The organism is Rheinheimera hassiensis, assembly GCF_022436675.1.
GTDB lineage: Bacteria > Pseudomonadota > Gammaproteobacteria > Enterobacterales > Alteromonadaceae > Alishewanella > Alishewanella hassiensis.
The window spans coordinates 595,351-615,006 of the sequence record NZ_JAKUJZ010000003.1; the positions used below are offsets into that span (position 1 = coordinate 595,351).

Genomic DNA, 19,656 nt, shown 5'->3' on the forward strand with positions numbered 1-19,656 from the left:
TCAGGCGGCCACCACCATAGGCTGCATTTGCTGATGAATACTTGCCAGTAGCACTGCTGTCGCTTCCCAGTCGATACAAGCATCGGTTACTGATACACCGTACTTTTCTGCTCTGCCGTCAATTAAATCCTGACGGCCGGCAAACAGATGGCTTTCCAGCATAATACCGATAATGGCGTCGTTACCGGCCAAACGCTGTGCCAGTACATTGTGCGCGACCTCACCCTGGCGGTTGTGATCTTTATTTGAGTTACCATGGCTGCAATCAACCACTATGCCACGCGGCAGGTTCAACTTATCCAGTTTGGCCAGCGCTTCGCCAATGCTTTGTTCATCATAGTTAGGCTTGGCACCACCACGCAAAATAATATGGCCATCGGGATTACCGGCAGTTTGCACTAAGCTCACCTCACCGCGCTGATTAATACCAATAAAGCTGTGGCCACTGGCGGCAGATTGCAGGGCGTTTAGTGCTATATTTAAATTGCCGTCGGTGCCGTTTTTAAAACCAACCGGCATCGACAAGCCACTGGCCATCTCGCGGTGGGTTTGCGACTCTACAGTGCGGGCGCCAATGGCTGACCAGCTGATTAAGTCAGACAAATACTGCGGGCTGATAGGATCCAGCGCTTCGGTGGCGGTAGGCAATTGCATTTCTACCATTTTCAGCAACAGCTCGCGGCCCCAGGTTAAGCCGGTTTCCAGATCGAACGAATCGTCTAAATGCGGGTCATTAATAAAGCCTTTCCAGCCCACTGTAGTACGTGGCTTTTCAAAGTATACCCGCATCACAATGTACAGGCTGTCGGCATACTGCAGCTGTAGCTGTTTTAATTTTTGCGCATATTCAATCGCCGCTACAGGGTCATGAATGGAACAGGGCCCTGTTACCACTAACAGCCGTTTATCACGGCCATGCACGATGTCGGCAATGATATTACGCGCCTGCTGCACAAACTGCGCGCCCTGCTCTGACAGCGGCAATACTCTTTTTAATACTGCCGGTGGGCTTAACGGCTTTTCTGCCACTATGCGCAGGTCGTCTACTATTTTACTCATGCTAAAACTCCGGTGTGCGGTGTTGCAGGCATTAAGCATAGGTAAAAACGCTAAATTTGCTAAGCTGCGCCCCTACGTAAACTTTAATATACAACACGTAATTATTTAAATACGATTTTCGAATAGTAAAGATCCTAAAGCAGCGCGTCAACCCATTGCAGACCAATAAAATCAAGATAACAGCAAATAGTTACACCATAGAAAATACGTATATTTAAGTGTACAAAAAAACCATCAACCGGGCTGCTGCAGTTGCTGATAAGCCTGTTGCAGTAAAATAAATTGCTGCTGCTCACCACCTCGATCCGGATGTAGCTGTAATGCCTTAGTGCGATAAGCTTTTTTCAGCTGTTGCGGCGTAAATGAAGCGGGCAAACCGAGCAAGGCCAGTGCTTGGTTATGCGCCATAGCATTTACCTGTACGGTTGGCCGTTGTAGTTGTTGCCAGAAAGCGTCAAGATGCTGGTCAAGTAATTGCTCTGTCATGGCATAAAAGTTCTGCCAGTTAAGATAATAGTCTTGCCGGCCGGCATCGGAGTCTGGCGGCAATGCTTGCGTTAACGGCAGTAACTGTAATTTGGCCAGGCCAATGGCTAAATAGCCGTGGCGCTGCGCCAGCCAGTGCTGCTGAATGCGGTATAACAAGTGGTACAGCACAAAGTGTTGTTGAAAGCGGGCAAGATCAGCGCTTTGCAGCGTATCGCTGTGTAGTTTTAACCCCAGCCGTGATAACAAATACTGCTCTTCTATCGGGCTGTGCGCCGGCGTAAACGCCAGGATCAGGCTTTCCAGCTGGCCTTGCAACAAGTTAAGAATGGCAGTGCTAAGCGGGGCTTGAGTATCGGTCATAGGATGCACTATGCCAAAAAGAAAAAAGGCCGACAAGTGTCGGCCTTTTAAGGGTAGCTTAGTTAAGCTTTTCGCGGATACGCGCTGATTTACCTGAACGATCGCGTAAGTAGTAAAGCTTAGCACGGCGAACTGCACCACGACGTTTAACGGTGATGCTGTCTACCATTGGGCTGTGCGTCTGGAATACACGCTCAACACCTTCGCCATTAGAGATTTTACGTACAGTGAATGCAGAGTGCAGACCACGGTTACGTTTGGCGATAACTACGCCTTCAAAAGCCTGCAGACGAGTTTTATCGCCTTCAGTTACTTTTACCTGAACTACGACAGTGTCGCCCGGCGCGAACGCTGGAACGTCTTTCTTTAACTGCTCGTCTTCAAGCATTTTGATAATGTTTTGGCTAACTTTGCTCATAACAATCTCACTTTACCTGGAATTAACTGTCTTCTTGCTGCCCCGTCCGGCACTCTTGCTGATGTTCACGTTGGAACTCAGCCAGTAACCGTCGTTGCTCCTCAGTCAGAGCCAGGAGATTTAACATATCCGGTCGTCTAAGCCAGGTTCTCCCAAGAGACTGCTTTAAACGCCAGCGTCGTATATTTTCATGGTTACCACTCAGTAAAACTGCTGGTACCTGTTTGTCTGATAACACTTCAGGCCTTGTGTAGTGTGGACAATCCAGCAAACCGGATGCAAAAGAATCCTGCTCTGCTGACTGCTCATGCCCAAGTACACCAGGTACTAAGCGCGACACTGCATCTATCAATGTCATCGCTGGCAGTTCACCGCCACTTAACACGTAATCACCAATTGACCATTCTGCGTCAATTTCGCTTTCTATTACGCGCTCATCAATGCCTTCATACCGGCCAGCTACTAACAGTAGCTTAGAATACGTCGCCAGTTCAGTGACACCTTGTTGGTCTAATTTGCGGCCTTGCGGCGACAAATACACCGTGTGTACACCTTCTCCTGCAGCGTGCTTAGCAGCGCGTATTGCGTCACGTAGCGGCTGCACCATCATCAGCATACCTGGGCCACCACCATAAGGCCGGTCATCTACAGTGCGATGCTTGTCCGTTGTGAAATCACGCGGGTTCCAGCATTGCAGTTGTATAATACCTTGCTTTACAGCACGGCCGGTTACCCCATATTGCGTTATTGCCTGAAACATTTCCGGGAATAAGGATACAACCCCTAGCCACAGCTTAGTGTCATCCGGCATTAAAACGCGGGATCCCAGTCTACGATAATGCGACGTTCGGTTAAATCGACGCTTTTAATCACGGTATCGGTTAAAAACGGCAACAACCTTTCTTTCTGACCAAATGCATCGGTACGGTTGGCTTTAACTACTAAAACGTCGTTAGAGCCGGTTTCCATCATGTCGGTTACTTCACCTAAGTGGTAGCCAGCCTCGTTTATTACTGCTAAGCCCATCAGGTCTTTCCAGTAATAGTCACCGTCTTCTAACGAAGGCAGTGCCTGGCTTGCTACGGCAATTTCAGCATTTACATACTGCTGTGCCAGATCCCGATCATTGACGCCGTCCAGTTTCGCTATCAGGCCATTACTATGGCGCTTCCAGCTGGAAACCTGCACTGGTTGCCAGTTACCCTGAAATTTAATTTGCCAGGGTGTGTAATCAAAAATCCCTTCTGGGAAGTCGGTGTAAGCGTTAACTTTCAGCCAGCCATTGATGCCGTAAACTGCACCAAATTTGCCAAGAACGACTAAATCTTTCTCACTCAAGCTGACTACTCCACACGACCTTTAAGCTAATTAAGCAGATGCTTTCTCAGCAGTTTTTACCAGGTTTGCCACGCGATCACTCAGTGAAGCACCTTGTGCTACCCAGTGATTAACGCGGTCCAGGTCCAGACGCAGTTTCTCTTCAGTACCGCCAGCGATTGGGTTAAAGAAACCCACGCGCTCAATAAAGCGGCCATCACGAGCAAAACGGCTGTCCGCTACCACAACTTGGTAAAATGGACGCTTTTTTGCGCCACCACGTTGTAAACGAATAGTTACCATAAGGCCCTCTAATTTTATCGTTCAGGTTTTATCAAAAATAACAAAGCCCCCCAGTCAGACCGAAGGGCTGCAGCATTTTACTGATTTGGGGCTCAATTGCAAGGTATTTCGCGGCTTGGCTGCTATTGCAGCGTTATTGCGTGGATAAATAAAACCCCGCACTACGACGGGGTTAAGTAAGCATCTTTGCTGCTTAACGCGGCGGCAGCATACCAGGCGGCAGCTTACCGCCCATACCACGCATCATCTTCATTAAGCCGCCTTTACCCGACATTTGCTTCATCATCTTCTGCATTTGGGTAAACTGTTTCAGCAGTTGGTTAATATCCTGCACCTGAGTGCCGGAGCCGGCGGCAATACGTTTTTTGCGTGAACCTTTAAGCAAATCCGGAAACTCTCGCTCTTTGGGCGTCATCGAGTTAATAATGGCTTCCATTTTTACAAACTGTTTATCGCCCATCTGGTTCATAGCGCCAGCGGGTAAATTTTTCATGCCCGGCAGTTTGTCCATCATCGACATCATGCCGCCCATACCGCGCATTTGTACTAATTGCTCACGAAAATCTTCTAATGAAAAGCCTTTGCCTTTCATCATCTTCTGCGCCATTTTGGCAGATTTTTCTTTATCTACTTTTTGCTCAAGCTCTTCAATTAAGCTCAGCACATCACCCATACCCAAAATACGCGATGCCACCCTGTCCGGATGAAACGGCTCTAGAGCATCAGTTTTTTCACCGGTACCTAAAAACTTAATCGGCTTGCCGGTAATATGGCGGATAGACAACGCAGCACCACCACGGGCATCACCATCGGTTTTTGTTAAAATGACCCCGGTAAGCGGTAAGGCATCGTTAAAAGCTTTGGCTGTGTTGGCAGCATCCTGGCCTGTCATGGCATCTACCACAAACAAGGTTTCAATAGGTTTTACTGCAGCATGTAACGCCTTTATTTCGTCCATCATGTCGCTGTCGACATGCAAGCGACCCGCAGTATCGACTAACAACACATCAAAAATGCGGGTACGGGCATAAGCAATAGCCGCATTAACAATATCAACGGGCTTTTGTGAAATATCGCTGGGGAAAAACTCTACGCCAACATCTTTAGCCAGTGTTTCCAGCTGTTTAATCGCTGCCGGGCGATAAACGTCGGCAGACACTACCAACACTTTTTTCTTTTTACGCTCGGTTAAAAATTTAGCCAGTTTACCTACAGAGGTGGTTTTACCGGCACCTTGCAAGCCTGCCATCAGCACTACTGCTGGTGGCTGCGTATTCAGTGTCAGCTCTTCATTGGCCTCGCCCATCGCCTCTTCTAAAGCTTTGCGGACAATTTTCAGAAATTCCTGGCCAGGTGTCAGGCTTTTGCTTACTTCCAGCCCAACTGAACGCTCTTTAACGTTAGCAACAAAATCACGTACTACCGGCAGCGCTACGTCGGCCTCAAGCAGTGCCATACGTACTTCGCGCAGCGTATCTTTAACGTTGTCTTCAGTTAAACGGCCCCGGCCGGTAATGTTTTTTAGCGTGGCGCTTAAACGATCAGAAAGATTTTCAAACATGGTTTTTCACTCGACAGCCATAATGCGTCCGATTATATCAAACTCAAGCGGCAGAAGCAGCCGTTAAGAAACTGTTGAGCGCAGCTATGGGCTTCCGGCAAAAGTTGCAATACAATGGTTGGCCATTAAAACAAAAGGAAATGCTGCTAATGTCTACGGTGCCGTTAACTGCGCTGGCCTTAATTGCCTATCTGGTTGCTACCGGCTCGGTATTGCTGCGCATTTTTCACCCGCAGGGGCCGCATTTTAAAACCACCTTTAGTGCAGCCATTATTGGCCTGGTGCTGCATATGCTGGTACTGGTCGCCATGTTGTTTACTGAACAAGGGCAAAATTTCAGCTTGCTGAATGTCAGCTCTCTGGTGTGCTGGCTTATTACGGTGGCGATAACGCTTACAGCCCTGCGTACGCCAACTATATTGCTGTTACCGGTTGTTTATGGCTTTGCCAGCCTGGTGCAACTGGCCGTGCTTACCTTACCGCACAGTGTGCAACTGCAGCACTTTGAGCAAAATATTATATTGCTACTGCATATTATGCTGGCGTTTATTGCCTACGCTATTTTAATGATGGCGATGCTGTACTCGTTTCAGGTTAGCTATATCAGCAACAGATTAAAGCAGAAAGACTTTGCCGCTATGACACGGCATATGCCGCCTTTAGTACAAGCCGAAGTGTTACAATTTCGCATTCTGCTGGCCGGCACTATACTGCTGGGGCTGGCCTTGTTGGTTGCTGCGGTTTTTATGGATAACTGGCTGGCAAAAGATAACCTGCATAAAAACGTGTTCAGCCTGCTTGGTTTTGCTGTTTTTGCCGTGTTATGTTGGGGCCATGCCCGCAAGGGCTGGCGCGGTAAAACCGCTAACATTTTAACTGTCACCGGTGCAGCCTTGTTAACACTTGGCTATTTTGGCAGCCGCTTTGTACGCGAAGTGCTGCTAAATACACTTTAATTCTTGACTCATCTGCTACTTCGTAATATCAAGTACAGGTGTTTGGCAATACGGGTATTTAACTCTTGGACGACATATCGACGGGTACGCTATTTATCATTCTTGGCGTGCTCTTATTTTTATCTGCCTATTTCTCAGGATCAGAAACAGGCATGATGTCTGTTAACCCTTATCGTTTAAAGCATTTAACAAACGAGAACCATAAGGGTGCCATCAGGGTCAGCGAACTGTTAAAACGGCCTGATCGCCTAATCGGCCTTATTTTAATTGGCAATAACCTGGTAAACATCGCCGCCTCTGCGATCGCCACTATTATTGGTATGCGTTTATACGGCGATGTAGGTATTGCTATTGCTACCGTAGCGCTAACTATGGTGGTATTAGTGTTTGCCGAAGTCACGCCGAAAACCATTGCCGCTCTGCACCCGGAACGTATTGCCTTTCCCAGTTCTGCTTTACTTAAAGTACTGTTAAAGATCTTTTACCCGCTGGTATGGTTAGTTAATTTTATTACTAACGGTATTTTGGGGGTTATGGGCATTAGCCCGGAAAAACATCAGGGTAATAGCTTAAGCGCTGAAGAGTTACGTACCGTAGTACATGAAGCCGGCGCCCTTATTCCCGAGCAACACCAGAGTATGCTGGTGGGCGTATTGGATCTGGAAAACGCCACGGTTGAAGATATTATGGTGCCGCGAAATGAAATTGTCGGCATAGATATTAATGACGACTGGAAAGACATCGAGCGCCAGCTGGCCAATATGCAGTACAGCCGCATCTTGTTATTCCGTGACAACATTGATGATGCCATCGGCTTTGTCCACCCCCGCGAGCTGATGCGCCTGCTGATTAAAGAGCAACTGACTAAATCTACCCTAATGCGTGCAGTAAGCGATATTTACTTTATTCCTGAAGGCACCCAGCTCAATACCCAATTGTTAAAGTTTCAGCGCACCAAAGATCGTATCGGCCTGGTGGTTGACGAATATGGCGATATTCAGGGGCTGGTAACGCTGGCAGATATTCTGGAAGAAGTGGTCGGTGAATTTACTACGGATATTGCCAGCAATGGCAGCGACGATATTATTGCCCAGCCTGACGGTTCTTACCTTATTGACGGCGGCATTAACCTGCGCGATCTGAACCGGGAAATGCAGCTGGAGCTGCCGACCGACGGCCCTAAAACACTAAACGGCCTGATTTTGGAGTATCTGGAAGAAATACCCCAGGGTAAGCTGAGTATAAAGCTGGCCGGTTATCCGCTTGAAGTGGTAGACGTACAGGACAATATGATTAAAACAGTGCGTCTGTTACCGCACCTGAAAAAGCCTTAAAACGGCAAAAAAAAACCGGCCGCGCCGGTTTTTTTATTTTTGTATACTACATTAGCCGAAAAACAGCCGCCACAACCAGCCGCGTTTTAAGTCATCTTCACAGGTTTTTAGTTGCGCCGAATAAACTTTGGCACGGTTATCAACCTGCTTGGCAACATTAACCAGCCATGCTTTATTTTTGTAACTGCCGCGCCGATAGCCGCCCCAACCTTCATGGTAATTCAGGTAAAGGTTGTAACCGTCCCACTTGGATATTTTATTAACCCTGTGGGTTTTATCCAGATACCAGCCCATAAAGTCCATAGCATCAGAAAAATTGTCACGGCTGGCCCAGAAGCGATCAGCTTCTTTAACGTATTCATCCCAGGTAACTGTTTTTGCTTGCGAATAACCGTAAGCACTGCTGGCTCGGCCATAAGGAATAAAGCCTAAAAACCACCGCATTGGCGGGCGCGCATTATGCCTGAAACTACTTTCCTGATACATAATACTCATAGGCACATGAACGGGCACACCCCATTTGTCGCGCATTTTCGCGGCAGCATCATACCAATCACGGTGTTCATAGAATATTTCACACAGATTAGAGCTGTTCTGTGGTGGTGGTGTACTGCAACCACTGATAAACAGCACGGCTGCAGTGGCAAAAATAAATGGTTTTATTTGTTTGTGAACTTTTTTCATCCGACCGATTCTAACAAGGTGCATGGATGCAACCAAGTTTTATTCTCCCTGGATACTGTTACGGCTACCATTAGGTAGCCGCTTTTTTATCCTCACATTGCGGCACTTCAGCAAAATACTGCTCAATATACTGATCAAAGCTCACATTATCCTGTTGCTCAACCTGTTGTTGCGTCAGTAGTGACTGTGTAGCTGCTTGGGTAAACTCTTCAGCAGAGTAATACTGGTAGGGTTCCTGTAGCAGCTGTTGGCGATACGTTGCCGATAAATTTAAGGTGTAGCTACTGTTATCCTGCTGTTGTGACAGTAACTGGTTTAATAATTTACCGGAAAAAGTCTGGGATGGGTCCAGCAAGCCGAGATAAAATTGCTTCAAAGCGCCGCTATATCCCTGCGTTGCATAGGCAGAATCCAGATACTGTGCCAGAGGCATCATATCGGCAAACAATTCCTCTGCCCAATCCAGCATCAAGCGTGGTTGGCCATTTTGCTGGATCTCCAGATTAGTGCGCCGCCCGTCGGTGACCACTTTTTTCAGGTTTTGCTCAGTAATAGTTTGCTCAGCCGCCGACATATTCGGGCTGTCCTGTAACAGGCAATACAGCAGGAAAACATCAAGGAAATGCATCTGCTCTGCGCTAATGCCGACACTGCTAAACGGATTAACATCCAGCGCCCGTACTTCAATGTACTCAACGCCACGCTTGGCCAGTGCACACGTTGGCCGCTCGCCGGACTGGGTAGTGCGTTTGGGCCGGATGGTAGAATAAAATTCGTTTTCTATTTGCAGTACATTGGCATTGAGTTGCTGGTATTCACCATTAACCTTAACGCCAATATTTTTATATTCGTCAGACGGCATGCTAATCGCCTGATGCAGGCCGGCAATATACTCTGGCAGGCTGTTGTAAGTAATATTCAGGCTGGATTGTGCACTGTTGGTATAACCCAGGTCACTCATACGCAGCGAGGTGGCATAAGGCAGATACACCGATCCTTTGCCAAGCTCCTGAAAGTTATAGCGGCTGCTGCGTCCTTCCAGAAACGACTTACACATCGCCGGTGAAGCCCCAAATAAATACACGATCAGCCAGGCATAGCGTTTGTAGTTACGTATCAACGCCAGATACTGCTCGGAAATAAATGTCTGTAAGTCGCCGCTTTGCCCCAAAATTTGCTGATACTGTTGCCAGAAGCCTTGCGAAAAAGAAAAGTTAAAATGCACACCGCTGATAGCCTGCATCATGCTGCCATAGCGGTTATGCAGGCCTTTGCGATACAGGGTTTTCATTCTGCCGACATTAGAACTACCATACTGGGCAAACGGAATTTGCTTCTGATCAGTAATAAAACACGGCATGCTGCCAGCCCAAAACTGCTCATTACCGATGTTCTTAATGGTAAAACGGTGGATATCTGTCAGCTGTGCTAAAGTGGTATCAATGCTATCGCTGACCGGCGTAATAAATTCAAGCAAAGATTCGGAAAAATCGGTCGTGATCCACGGATGGGTTAAAGCAGCGCCAAGCGCTTTTGGATGAGGTGTTAATGCCAGTTCGCCATCAGGCTTAACCCGCAACGTCTCCCGCTCTATACCGCGCTGAATACCTGTAATGGCATGTTTATTAGGCGCTGCATTAAGCTTAGCCAGACGTTGTTGTAAAGTTGAGCCCAAGGTAATTCCTTAATTGCTATCTGATTGTGCTGAAATTGGGGCGTTGAGGCCAATCTCAAGACCGGTGCTTAATTTAGCCTGCAATTTCATTTTCAACAATCGAAGATTTGGTCGCTTAACCTCCTTACGCGTTAAACTGCCACAGCCATGGCTGCAATTATTACGTTAATACATTAGACTTACCAGATCAGGTACAAGGTAACAACTACTTAAATAAGCAGGTGACATGAACCGTCGCAACACAAGTACTATAAACGAAGAAGTAAAATTCAGTGCTGAGCAGGAACTGGTTTCTACCACAGATTTACGCGGCGTAATCACCTATGCCAACCCGGCTTTTTGTAAGGTCGCAGGTTACAGCGTAGAAGAGCTAGTGGGTAACAACCACAATCTTGTACGTCACCCGGATATGCCCAAAGCGGCTTTTGCTGATTTATGGCACAAGCTTAAGCAAGGCCAATCATGGCGTGGCCTGGTAAAAAACCGCTGCAAAGATGGCCGTTATTACTGGGTAGATGCCTTTGTTACCCCTATTTACCAGCAGGGCAAACTGGTGGGTTATCAGTCGGTACGGGTAAAACCCGATGCAGCCATGATAGAGCGGGCAAATAAAAGTTATCCGACCATAGCTGCCGGCAAAATACCGTCAGACTGGCGTAGCCGCTTTGCAGTTAAACGTGGCGCGGCTTTCGCTCTGACAATACTACTAACCGGCGCCGGTGCTATGTTGTTTGGCAGCCACTTTTTGTGGGCACTGCTGTTACCGCTAGTCTGGTTAGCTTGTTGCTACGACGAACTGTTTATTATTCCGGCACGGCTGCAACAAGCCAAAGCCAAATTCGACAGTGTATCACGCTGGATTTACTCGGGTTTTGGCCCTTACGGCATTGCTGATTTTCAGCAAAAAATGGCCCAAGCCAGGCTGCGTACTGTGCTGGGCCGAGCCACAGACAGTACAGCAGCATTGAGCATCATTGCTGAAACGCAGGCAGAAGCAGTGCATATGACAGAGCAAGGTATTCACCAGCAGCATGACCGCCTAAGCAGTATTGTCGCCGCAACGTCTCAGCTTTACAGCACAGTACAGGATATTGCAGAACGAACTCAGGACACTCATCAGCAGGTAAGCGATACGCATAAAATCTGCGAAGCAGCAAAAACCACCATGCAGCACACGGCTAAAACAGTACAACAACTGGCGACCGAAGTTCAGGGCGCAGCAGCTACAGCTGACGGCCTGGCGGTTGAAGCTGAGCGCATCGGCATAGTGATGACTGAAATTCAGGGTATTGCCGATCAAACCAACCTGCTGGCATTAAATGCAGCCATTGAAGCAGCCCGCGCCGGTGAGCATGGCCGGGGGTTTGCTGTGGTAGCAGATGAAGTACGAGCTTTGTCTTCCCGTACCCACAAGGCAACAGAGCAAATTAAACAATCGATAGGCGAAATACAGCAAACCTTACTTAGCTGGGGCAAGGTTATGCTGCATAGCCGCCAGCAAGTGGATATCTGCGTCACCGAAACCCAGCACAGCGAGCTGCAACTGGCGGAGATTTCACGCATGATTGATCATATCGCCCAGCTGTCATCGCAAATTACCACAGCGGCAACCCAGCAAGGTGTCGTTGCCAATGATGTGCAGCAAAGTGTTGAACATATACAGCAAATTGCCCAGACCAACCTGAGCAATATTCAAATAGTGTCTGACAACAGCTCAGCCTTGCAGCAACAAGCTGGCAAAATTGCTGATATGAATAAAAGTTTTGGTTAAAAACGAAAAAACTCCGCCGCAGCGGAGTTTTTTCGTATTATTTATTTAGCTTATTGCTTCCGGTTTACAGGCTCTTGCTGTCGTCTTTGGTGGCAGAGTCTGCCGCTTTGGGCTCTTTGTCTATATCGGCAAAGTCAGCGTCATCAGAATCACCCAGCACGTGTTCCAGTTTCAGTTTACGTACACTGCGAATTGTCGTCACCGGGCCAGAGCAGGCATAGATAAAGAAAATGCCAAACAGCATTTCAGCTGGTCGGGCAGCTATTACGACAAAAATCAGCACTACCATCAAAATGGTTAAAAAGGATACCCTGTCACGCCAGTTCAGATCTTTAAACGAGTTATAGCGGAAGTTACTTACCATCAGTAAACCCGTAACGATAGTCAGCAAGCCCACCAGATAGCCAATGTTATCCCCATCAACCTGATAAATACTGCCGCTCCATACCATGCCAGCAATAATAGCTGCGGCAGCCGGGCTGGCTAAGCCCTGAAAAAACCGGCCGTCGGTAACACCCAGGTTAGCGTTAAAACGTGCCAGACGCAGCGCGGCGCAGGCAACAAAAATAAATGCAGCCAGCCAGCCGAACTTGCCGTACTCGGCAAGGCCCCAGTTGTATGCCACCAACGCCGGAGCAATACCGAACGACAACATATCAGACATACTATCGTACTGGGCACCGAACTCGCTTTGTGTATTGGTTAAGCGCGCTACCCGCCCATCCAGGCCATCAAAAATCATTGCGATAAAAATCGCTACAGCAGCAGCTTCAAATCGACCGTTCATTGATGACACTATGGCGAAAAAACCAGAAAATAAGCCAGCGGTTGTCAGCAAATTAGGTAACAGGTAAATGCCCTTACGCGGGCTGGTATCATTTGTTTTTGACTCAGGCATAAAGCAACTTCTACGTTGTGGATTTACAATGGATTATAAGGGACATACCTTAACATGGATAGCCTGAAGGCAAAAGTGACCGCCGAAGCAGTCACTTTCTACCGGCAACTACCAGATTAAACCTTACTGCTAACAATAAATTGCGAACCGTTATGATCCAGCAATATGGTACTGCCAGGCGCTACGTCGCCTTGTAATAATGCTTGCGCCAGCGGGTTTTCCAGATGCTGCTGAATAGCCCGCTTCAGTGGCCTGGCGCCATATAACGGGTCAAAGCCGACTTCTGCCAGTTTATCCAGTGCAGCTTCAGTAATACTGAAACGATACTGCCGTTCAGCCAGCCTTTGCTCCAGCCTTGCCAGCTGAATTTTGGCGATACTGCGAATTTGCACATTATCCAGCGGGTGAAACACTACTGTCTCGTCCAGCCGGTTTAAAAACTCCGGCCGAAACTGCTTACTGAGCCCCCCCATCAGCATATCTTTCATCTGGCCGTAGCTGTATTCACGGTAATGCTCCTGAATAAGATCCGAGCCCAGGTTCGATGTCATAATAATAACGGTGTTTTTAAAATCGACCGTACGGCCCTGGCTGTCTGTTAACCGGCCATCATCCAGCACCTGCAGTAAAATATTAAACACATCCGGATGGGCTTTTTCTACCTCGTCCAGCAGCACTACTGAATAGGGTTTACGCCGCACAGCTTCAGTTAAATAGCCACCTTCTTCGTAACCGACATAACCCGGCGGTGCGCCGACTAAACGTGATACGGCATGTTTTTCCATAAACTCTGACATGTCTATACGCACCATCGCATCGGGGCTGTCGAACAAAAAATTGGCCAGCGATTTAGTCAGCTCGGTTTTACCCACTCCGGTAGGGCCTAAAAACAGGAATGAGCCTATCGGTTTATTCGGATCAGCCAGGCCAGCCCGCGAACGGCGAATAGCATGCGATACCGCTGTTACCGCTTCGTCCTGGCCGATAACTTTCTCATGCAGCGCTTGCTCCATACGCAGCAGCTTGTCACGCTCGCCTTCGAGCATTTTATTCACCGGTATGCCGGTGGCTTTAGACAAGACATCTGCAATTTCCTGCTCAGTAACTTTGTTACGTAGCAGGGTATTTTCGTGCATTTCTGCCTGTGAAGCTAAATCGAGCTTTTTCTCCAGCTCAGGAATGCGGCCGTATTGCAACTCAGACATCCGCTGTAAATCACTGGCGCGGCGGGCAACTTCTAAATCAAGCCGGGCTTGTTCCAGCTCAGTTTTAATATTCTGCGTACCTTGTAATGCAGCCTTTTCTGACTCCCACACTTCATCCAGCTCGTTGTAGTGGGCATCAAGTTCGACAATTTGCTCCTGAATTGCATCCCGGCGTTTTTTACTGCCTTCGTCAGACTCTTTTGCCAGGGCATTGTCTTCCAGTTTTAACTGAATAATACGCCGTTCCAGCCGGTCCAGCTCTTCTGGTTTAGAGTCCATTTGCATACGGATGCTGGATGCTGCTTCGTCGATTAAGTCGATAGCTTTATCCGGTAATTGCCGGTCTGACACGTAACGGTGCGACAAGGTTGCCGCCGCCACTATCGCCGGATCGGTAATTTCCACCGCGTGGTGAATTTCATAGCGCTCTTTTAAGCCCCGTAAAATAGCAATGGTGTCTTCCACTGACGGCTCTTCTACTAACACTTTTTGAAACCGCCGCTCCAGTGCCGCATCTTTTTCGATGTACTTGCGGTATTCATCCAAAGTGGTGGCGCCCAAACAGTGCAGCTCGCCGCGCGCCAGTGCCGGTTTTAACATATTGCCGGCATCCATCGCGCCCTCTGCTTTACCGGCCCCCACCATGGTATGAATTTCATCAATAAACAGAATCACCTGGCCTTCTTCTTTAGCCAGTTCATTCAGCACCGCTTTTAGCCGCTCTTCAAACTCACCACGGTATTTGGCGCCAGCTAATAAAGACCCCATGTCCAACGACAGTACCCGTTTATCTTTTAAGCCTTCAGGCACTTCTTTATTGATAATACGCAGCGCTAACCCTTCAACGATAGCGGTTTTACCTACGCCAGGCTCGCCAATTAATACCGGGTTATTTTTAGTGCGCCGTTGTAATACCTGAATACAGCGACGAATTTCTTCATCCCGGCCTATTACCGGGTCTAGTTTACCTGCCTCGGCCCGGGCGGTTAAATCTACCGTGTATTTAGTTAATGCCTGGCGGGTGTCTTCGGCATTCACATCGTCGACTTTCTGGCCACCACGCATTTGAGTAATAGCCGTTTCTACATTTTCTTTGCTTACGCCGATTAAGCGTAAAATTTTACCCAGATCAGATTTATCTTCCGTCGCCGCTAACACGAACAGCTCGCTGGAAATAAACTGATCTTTGCGTTTTTGTGCCAGCTTATCGCATTGCTGCAGCACCTGTGCAGTGGCAGAAGATAGCTGCAGGTTGGCGCCCTCGCCTTCAACCCGCGGTAACTTGTCTATCGACTGGCTAACCTTAGAGCGCAGTTCATTAAAATTAATCGCCAGTTTGTTTAGCAGCTCACGCACTGTGCCGCCTTCCTGATTTAACAGGGCAAACATCAGGTGCACCGGCTCGATAAACTGCTGATCGCGGCCAAGCGCCAGCGACTGCGCATCCGCTATCGCTTCCTGGAACTTACTGGTAAATTTTTCAAGACGCATTTCTGGCTCCTACAAGCACAACACTGTTGTGTTATAAGATTGGGCGGTATTGCTGCAAATTCAAGCAGACAAACGTCAAAAATTTGACTTAGATCAGACTAACCAGATTGAACTGGCCATACGGCCGGTTTGGCCGTCACGCCGGTAGGAAAAAAACAACTCAGTTTGCTGATAAGTGCAGTGCTGGCCACCATAAATATGTTGCACCCCACAGGCTTGCAGGCGCTGTTTTGCCAGCAGATACAAATCCGCCTGCCACTTATTACTGTTGCCGCTTATAAAAGCCTGCTCCGCCTGTGCACTGTGATTAATAAAAGCAGCACGTACCTCAGGCCCTACTTCAAATGCACTTTGGCTGATAGCCGGGCCAAGATATACCAGTACTTCAGCAGGCTTGGTAAAGTGCGCCAGTGTGGCTTCAATCACGCCGTCACACAAACCGCGCCAGCCAGCATGCACTGCCGCCACCTGAGTGCCGGCTTTATCACACAATAACAACGGCAGGCAATCTGCTGTCATAACCGTGGCTACAACACCGGGCTCGCAGGTTACACTCGCATCGGCAGTATCCGCAGCGGAGGCTTTTGTCAGCACAGATACTGTCGTGCCATGCACCTGATTTAACCACACCGGCGCTGCCGGCATCTGTGCCAGCAGTTGGTAAAGACGCCGGTTTTCAGCAACCCGCTCAGCATTATCTGCGACATGATTACCAAGATTTAAACTGGCATACACGCCGGTTGAGCAACCGCCGTTACGGGTGCTGCATACTGCCCGCACATTGGCCGGAGCTGGCCAGTCAGGCAGTAACAGCGGGTTGTCAGACATAGTCCAGGCCATGCTCTGCCGTATCGGCCCGCAAAGCAGCAGTTAGCTGCACCATGTCATCCGGAATAGGCGCATGCCATTCCAGAATCTCCAGTGTAATCGGATGAGCTAAACGCAGCATGGCGGCATGTAAAGCCTGGCGCCTAAAGTTACGCAGGATAGTCAGTAATTGTTCATCAGCCTTACGCGGTGGCCGTGGCCGACCGGCATACACAGGATCGCCTACCAGCGGATGATTAACATAAGTCATATGCACACGGATTTGATGCGTGCGGCCGGTTTCAAGCCGTAAACGCAAACGGGTGTGAGCCCGGTATTTTTCCATTACGCGAAAATGCGTGGTTGCTGGCTTACCTGACTGGCTTACTGCCATGTGGGTGCGTTTGGTTGGGTGACGACCTATCGGTTCGTCAATAGTACCGCCACCGGTCATGGCGCCATGGCATACGGCTTCGTATTCACGGGTAATCTCCCGCGCCTGCATCGCCTCAACCAAATGGGTTTGCGCCGGGATGGTTTTTGCCACCACCATTAAACCGGTAGTGTCTTTATCCAAACGGTGAATAATACCAGCCCTTGGCACTTCACCTATACCCGGACAGTGATGTAGTAGAGCATTCAGTAAAGTGCCATCGGCATTGCCGGCTCCAGGGTGTACAACCAACCCGGCGGGCTTATTGATCACCAGGATATGCTCGTCCTCATAGACGATATTTAACTCTATGGCTTCGGCTTCGAAACGCTGATCTTCAGGCAGCTCAGCCAGAATATCAATTTGCTCACCGCCGAGGAGTTTCTCCCTTGGCCGGTTTTGCATGGTGCCATTAACCTTAACTGCGTCCGCCAGGATCCACTCTTTTATTCTGGATCGTGAATAATCAGGGAACATTTCGGCCAGAACCTGATCTAAGCGCTTACCGAAAAGATGCTCTGGTACAATTTCTGAAAGTTTTAGCTGTTTTGTCATAACGGAAGCAGTTATCCTGTGTGCAACCCCGGCAGGTCTGGGGTAGAATCGCAATAGTGTGTATTTTAGCGATTTTACGTCAGACTAGACAGCCATTTAGCTCAAGTAGTAACGGATTTTTAAATGAAAGCGAATTTTTTACTGATTTCTTTACTGGCATTAACCCTTACGGCCTGTGCCGGTAAACCGAAGGAAGCGGATACCAGTAATACACAAACCGCGCAAACCATGTATCAGCAAGCCAAAGAAGTATTAGATAACGGCTTGTACAACCGCGCTATTGAGCTGTTAATGGCCGTAGAAAGCCGTTACCCGTTCGGGCCTTTAGCCAGGCAGGTACAGCTGGATTTGATCTATGCTCATTATCAGGCTGGCGATGTACAAAAAGCACTGGCCGGCATTGACCGTTTTATCCGCCTGAACCCTAACCATCCTGAGCTGGACTACGTGTACTACATGCGTGGCCTGAGTAATATGAAAGCCGACGAGAATGCGCTGCATAATATGCTGGGTATTGACCGTGCAGACCGTGATCTGGCCAGCACCCGCCAGGCGTTTGATGATTTTAAATTACTAGTCAGCAGCTTTCCTAACAGCAAATACGCTGCTGAAGCGAAAAAACGTATGTTAAGCATTAAAGATGCGCTGGCCCGGCATGAACTGCTGGTAGCGGATTACTACATGCGCCGTGGTGCTTATCTGGCCGCAGCTAACCGCGGCAAATATATTGTTGAGTTTTACCGCGACTCGCCATTAGTTGAGCAGGCGCTTGAGGTAATGGTAGAAAGCTACGACAAACTGGGGCTGAGCAAGCTAAAAGAAGACACTTACCAGGTGTTAAAACTTAACTTCCCGCAAAATACCAAGTTTTAAACCAGACAGCCCCGCCAAAGCGGGGCTTTTTATTAGTGCTAAATAGCCTCTAATGCTTCGGCAAGTTTACTAACCCCTATTACTTCCATACCGGTTATCGGCTCTTTCGGGCAATTTGCCTGAGGTACTATTGCACGCTTAAAGCCATGTTTGGCGGCCTCACGTAATCGTTCCTGGCCACTTGGCACCGGCCTAATTTCACCTGCCAGCCCAACTTCGCCAAACACCACTAAATCGTTTGGCAATGGCTTATCACGAAAACTCGACACCAGCGCCAGCAAAGTAGCTAAATCGGCGCTGGTTTCGTTTACCTTAACGCCGCCTACCACGTTGACAAACACATCCTGATCAGCCATTTGTATGCCTGCGTGGCGGTGCATAACAGCCAGTAACATCGATATACGGTTTTGCTCCATCCCCAGTGTAACCCGGCGCGGGTTGTTCAATGGTGAATAATCTACCAGCCCTTGTATTTCTACCAGCAGCGGCCGCGTGCCTTCCCACAACACCATAACAATACTGCCGGATTGGTCTTCCTTGCCACGGGTTAAAAATATAGCTGACGGGTTTTTTACCTCTTTCATGCCCTGGCCGGTCATAGCAAATACGCCAAGCTCATTTACCGGACCAAAGCGGTTTTTATTGCCACGCATAGTGCGGTAACGGTTATCACTGTCACCATCAAGCATAACCGAGCAATCAATGCAGTGCTCCAGCACTTTAGGGCCGGCCAACGAGCCGTCTTTAGTAACATGGCCAACCATAATAATGGCGATATGATGCTGTTTGGCAAAACGGGTTAAAAAGGCCGCACTTTCGCGCACCTGCGACACACTGCCAGGTGCCGACTGAATATCGGCCAGATGCATTACCTGGATCGAGTCAATAACCATAATGCGCGGCTTTTCCTGCTGTGCCAGCAGGCAAATCGTTTCCACATTGGTTTCAGCCAGCATTTTCAATGCGTTGGTGGGCAAACCCAAACGCTGCGCCCGCATGGCTACCTGTTGCAATGACTCTTCACCGGTAACATAAAGTGCGCCGCCCTGTTGTGCCAGGCCACACATAATTTGCAGCAATAAGGTACTTTTACCGGCGCCGGGATGGCCGCCAATTAAAATAGCCGAACCCGGCACTATGCCACCGCCCAGTACACGGTCGAACTCAGCAAAGCCACTGCTAAAGCGCGGCACATCTTGTAAGTCTACTTCGTCCAGTCGTACCACTTTTGCCACCGCAGCACCGGCGTAACCTTCAAAACGGGTATTTTTACTGCTGGCGGTACCTAAACGTACTTCACTAACGGTATTCCAGGCTCCACATTCTGTGCACTGGCCTTGCCAGCGTACAAAGTCAGCGCCGCAGTCACTGCAGACGTAAGCGGTTTTTACTTTTGCCATAATTTATTTTCTCAAGCTAAATGAAAGGCATGGATATTGCTTTTCAATTTGTAACAACGTAGCGTAC

General features: G+C 48.6%; 18 protein-coding genes. 4 read left to right on the forward strand and 14 right to left on the reverse strand.

Annotated features, from left to right (window positions below; genetic code table 11):
- The 7 genes from MJX74_RS08615 to ffh all read right to left on the reverse strand — a co-directional run bounded on the left by MJX74_RS08615 (position 1) and on the right by ffh (position 5,507).
- Positions 1-1,059 (reverse strand): 3-deoxy-7-phosphoheptulonate synthase, encoded by a 1,059-nt coding sequence (locus MJX74_RS08615; protein WP_240222460.1) that lies wholly within the window; start codon positions 1,057-1,059, stop codon positions 1-3.
- 234 nt (positions 1,060-1,293) lie between these two features.
- On the reverse strand, positions 1,294-1,908 hold the full coding sequence (locus MJX74_RS08620; RefSeq protein WP_240222461.1) for a DNA-J related domain-containing protein: 615 nt from the start codon (positions 1,906-1,908) through the stop codon (positions 1,294-1,296).
- Between the two features lie 58 nt (positions 1,909-1,966).
- Complete coding sequence (rplS, locus tag MJX74_RS08625) at positions 1,967-2,326, reverse strand: 50S ribosomal protein L19 (RefSeq protein WP_068234280.1); 360 nt, start codon at positions 2,324-2,326, stop codon at positions 1,967-1,969.
- A 22-nt stretch (positions 2,327-2,348) separates the two neighbouring features.
- Positions 2,349-3,137, reverse strand: a complete 789-nt coding sequence (gene trmD / locus MJX74_RS08630) for a tRNA (guanosine(37)-N1)-methyltransferase TrmD (RefSeq protein WP_420851394.1) — start codon at positions 3,135-3,137, stop codon at positions 2,349-2,351.
- The gene (rimM, locus tag MJX74_RS08635) at positions 3,137-3,664 is read right to left on the reverse strand and encodes a ribosome maturation factor RimM (RefSeq protein ID WP_240222462.1); all 528 of its coding nucleotides are present in this window, start codon (positions 3,662-3,664) and stop codon (positions 3,137-3,139) included. The genes trmD and rimM overlap by 1 nt, the downstream gene beginning before the upstream one ends.
- A gap of 30 nt (positions 3,665-3,694) precedes the next feature.
- Entirely contained in the window at positions 3,695-3,946 is a 252-nt protein-coding gene (gene rpsP / locus MJX74_RS08640; protein WP_027671544.1) for a 30S ribosomal protein S16, read from the reverse strand.
- Positions 3,947-4,139: 193 nt separating this feature from the next.
- On the reverse strand, positions 4,140-5,507 hold the full coding sequence (ffh, locus tag MJX74_RS08645; RefSeq protein WP_240222463.1) for a signal recognition particle protein: 1,368 nt from the start codon (positions 5,505-5,507) through the stop codon (positions 4,140-4,142).
- A gap of 149 nt (positions 5,508-5,656) precedes the next feature.
- Here ffh and MJX74_RS08650 point away from each other — a divergent pair, with 149 nt between their 5' ends.
- Together MJX74_RS08650 and MJX74_RS08655 are read left to right on the forward strand one after the other, a co-directional pair.
- Positions 5,657-6,463 carry a cytochrome C assembly family protein gene (locus MJX74_RS08650; RefSeq protein WP_240222464.1) on the forward strand — a complete coding sequence of 269 codons (807 nt, stop codon included), beginning with the start codon at positions 5,657-5,659 and terminating at the stop codon, positions 6,461-6,463.
- 65 nt (positions 6,464-6,528) lie between these two features.
- On the forward strand, positions 6,529-7,797 hold the full coding sequence (locus MJX74_RS08655) for an HlyC/CorC family transporter (RefSeq protein WP_240222465.1): 1,269 nt from the start codon (positions 6,529-6,531) through the stop codon (positions 7,795-7,797).
- Between the two features lie 51 nt (positions 7,798-7,848).
- Here the strand turns inward: MJX74_RS08655 and MJX74_RS08660 are convergent, their stop codons facing one another.
- Positions 7,849-8,481 (reverse strand): transglycosylase SLT domain-containing protein, encoded by a 633-nt coding sequence (locus MJX74_RS08660; protein ID WP_240222466.1) that lies wholly within the window; start codon positions 8,479-8,481, stop codon positions 7,849-7,851.
- A gap of 70 nt (positions 8,482-8,551) precedes the next feature.
- Positions 8,552-10,156, reverse strand: a complete 1,605-nt coding sequence (gene gshA / locus MJX74_RS08665; protein ID WP_240222467.1) for a glutamate--cysteine ligase — start codon at positions 10,154-10,156, stop codon at positions 8,552-8,554.
- 226 nt (positions 10,157-10,382) lie between these two features.
- On the opposite strand from gshA, the gene MJX74_RS08670 reads away from it, so the two are divergent.
- Entirely contained in the window at positions 10,383-11,927 is a 1,545-nt protein-coding gene (locus tag MJX74_RS08670) for a methyl-accepting chemotaxis protein (protein WP_240222468.1), read from the forward strand.
- A 64-nt stretch (positions 11,928-11,991) separates the two neighbouring features.
- On the opposite strand, the gene pssA is transcribed toward MJX74_RS08670, so the two are convergent.
- From pssA to rluD, 4 genes are all read right to left on the reverse strand, one after another.
- Positions 11,992-12,825, reverse strand: a complete 834-nt coding sequence (pssA, locus tag MJX74_RS08675) for a CDP-diacylglycerol--serine O-phosphatidyltransferase (protein ID WP_068234259.1) — start codon at positions 12,823-12,825, stop codon at positions 11,992-11,994.
- Positions 12,826-12,941: 116 nt separating this feature from the next.
- Complete coding sequence (gene clpB, locus MJX74_RS08680) at positions 12,942-15,521, reverse strand: ATP-dependent chaperone ClpB (RefSeq protein ID WP_240222469.1); 2,580 nt, start codon at positions 15,519-15,521, stop codon at positions 12,942-12,944.
- 93 nt (positions 15,522-15,614) lie between these two features.
- A complete protein-coding gene (gene pgeF, locus MJX74_RS08685) occupies positions 15,615-16,361 on the reverse strand; it encodes a peptidoglycan editing factor PgeF (protein WP_240222470.1) in 747 nt (248 codons plus the stop codon).
- Positions 16,342-17,316, reverse strand: coding sequence for a 23S rRNA pseudouridine(1911/1915/1917) synthase RluD (gene rluD, locus MJX74_RS08690; RefSeq protein WP_068234251.1), 975 nt, complete (start codon positions 17,314-17,316; stop codon positions 16,342-16,344). The genes pgeF and rluD overlap by 20 nt, the downstream gene beginning before the upstream one ends.
- A gap of 123 nt (positions 17,317-17,439) precedes the next feature.
- Between rluD and MJX74_RS08695 the strand changes: the two genes are divergently transcribed.
- Entirely contained in the window at positions 17,440-18,189 is a 750-nt protein-coding gene (locus MJX74_RS08695) for an outer membrane protein assembly factor BamD (protein WP_240222471.1), read from the forward strand.
- A gap of 38 nt (positions 18,190-18,227) precedes the next feature.
- Here MJX74_RS08695 and radA read toward each other — a convergent pair whose 3' ends face one another.
- A complete protein-coding gene (radA, locus tag MJX74_RS08700) occupies positions 18,228-19,589 on the reverse strand; it encodes a DNA repair protein RadA (RefSeq protein ID WP_240222472.1) in 1,362 nt (453 codons plus the stop codon).
- Between the last annotated feature and the right edge of the window lie 67 nt (positions 19,590-19,656).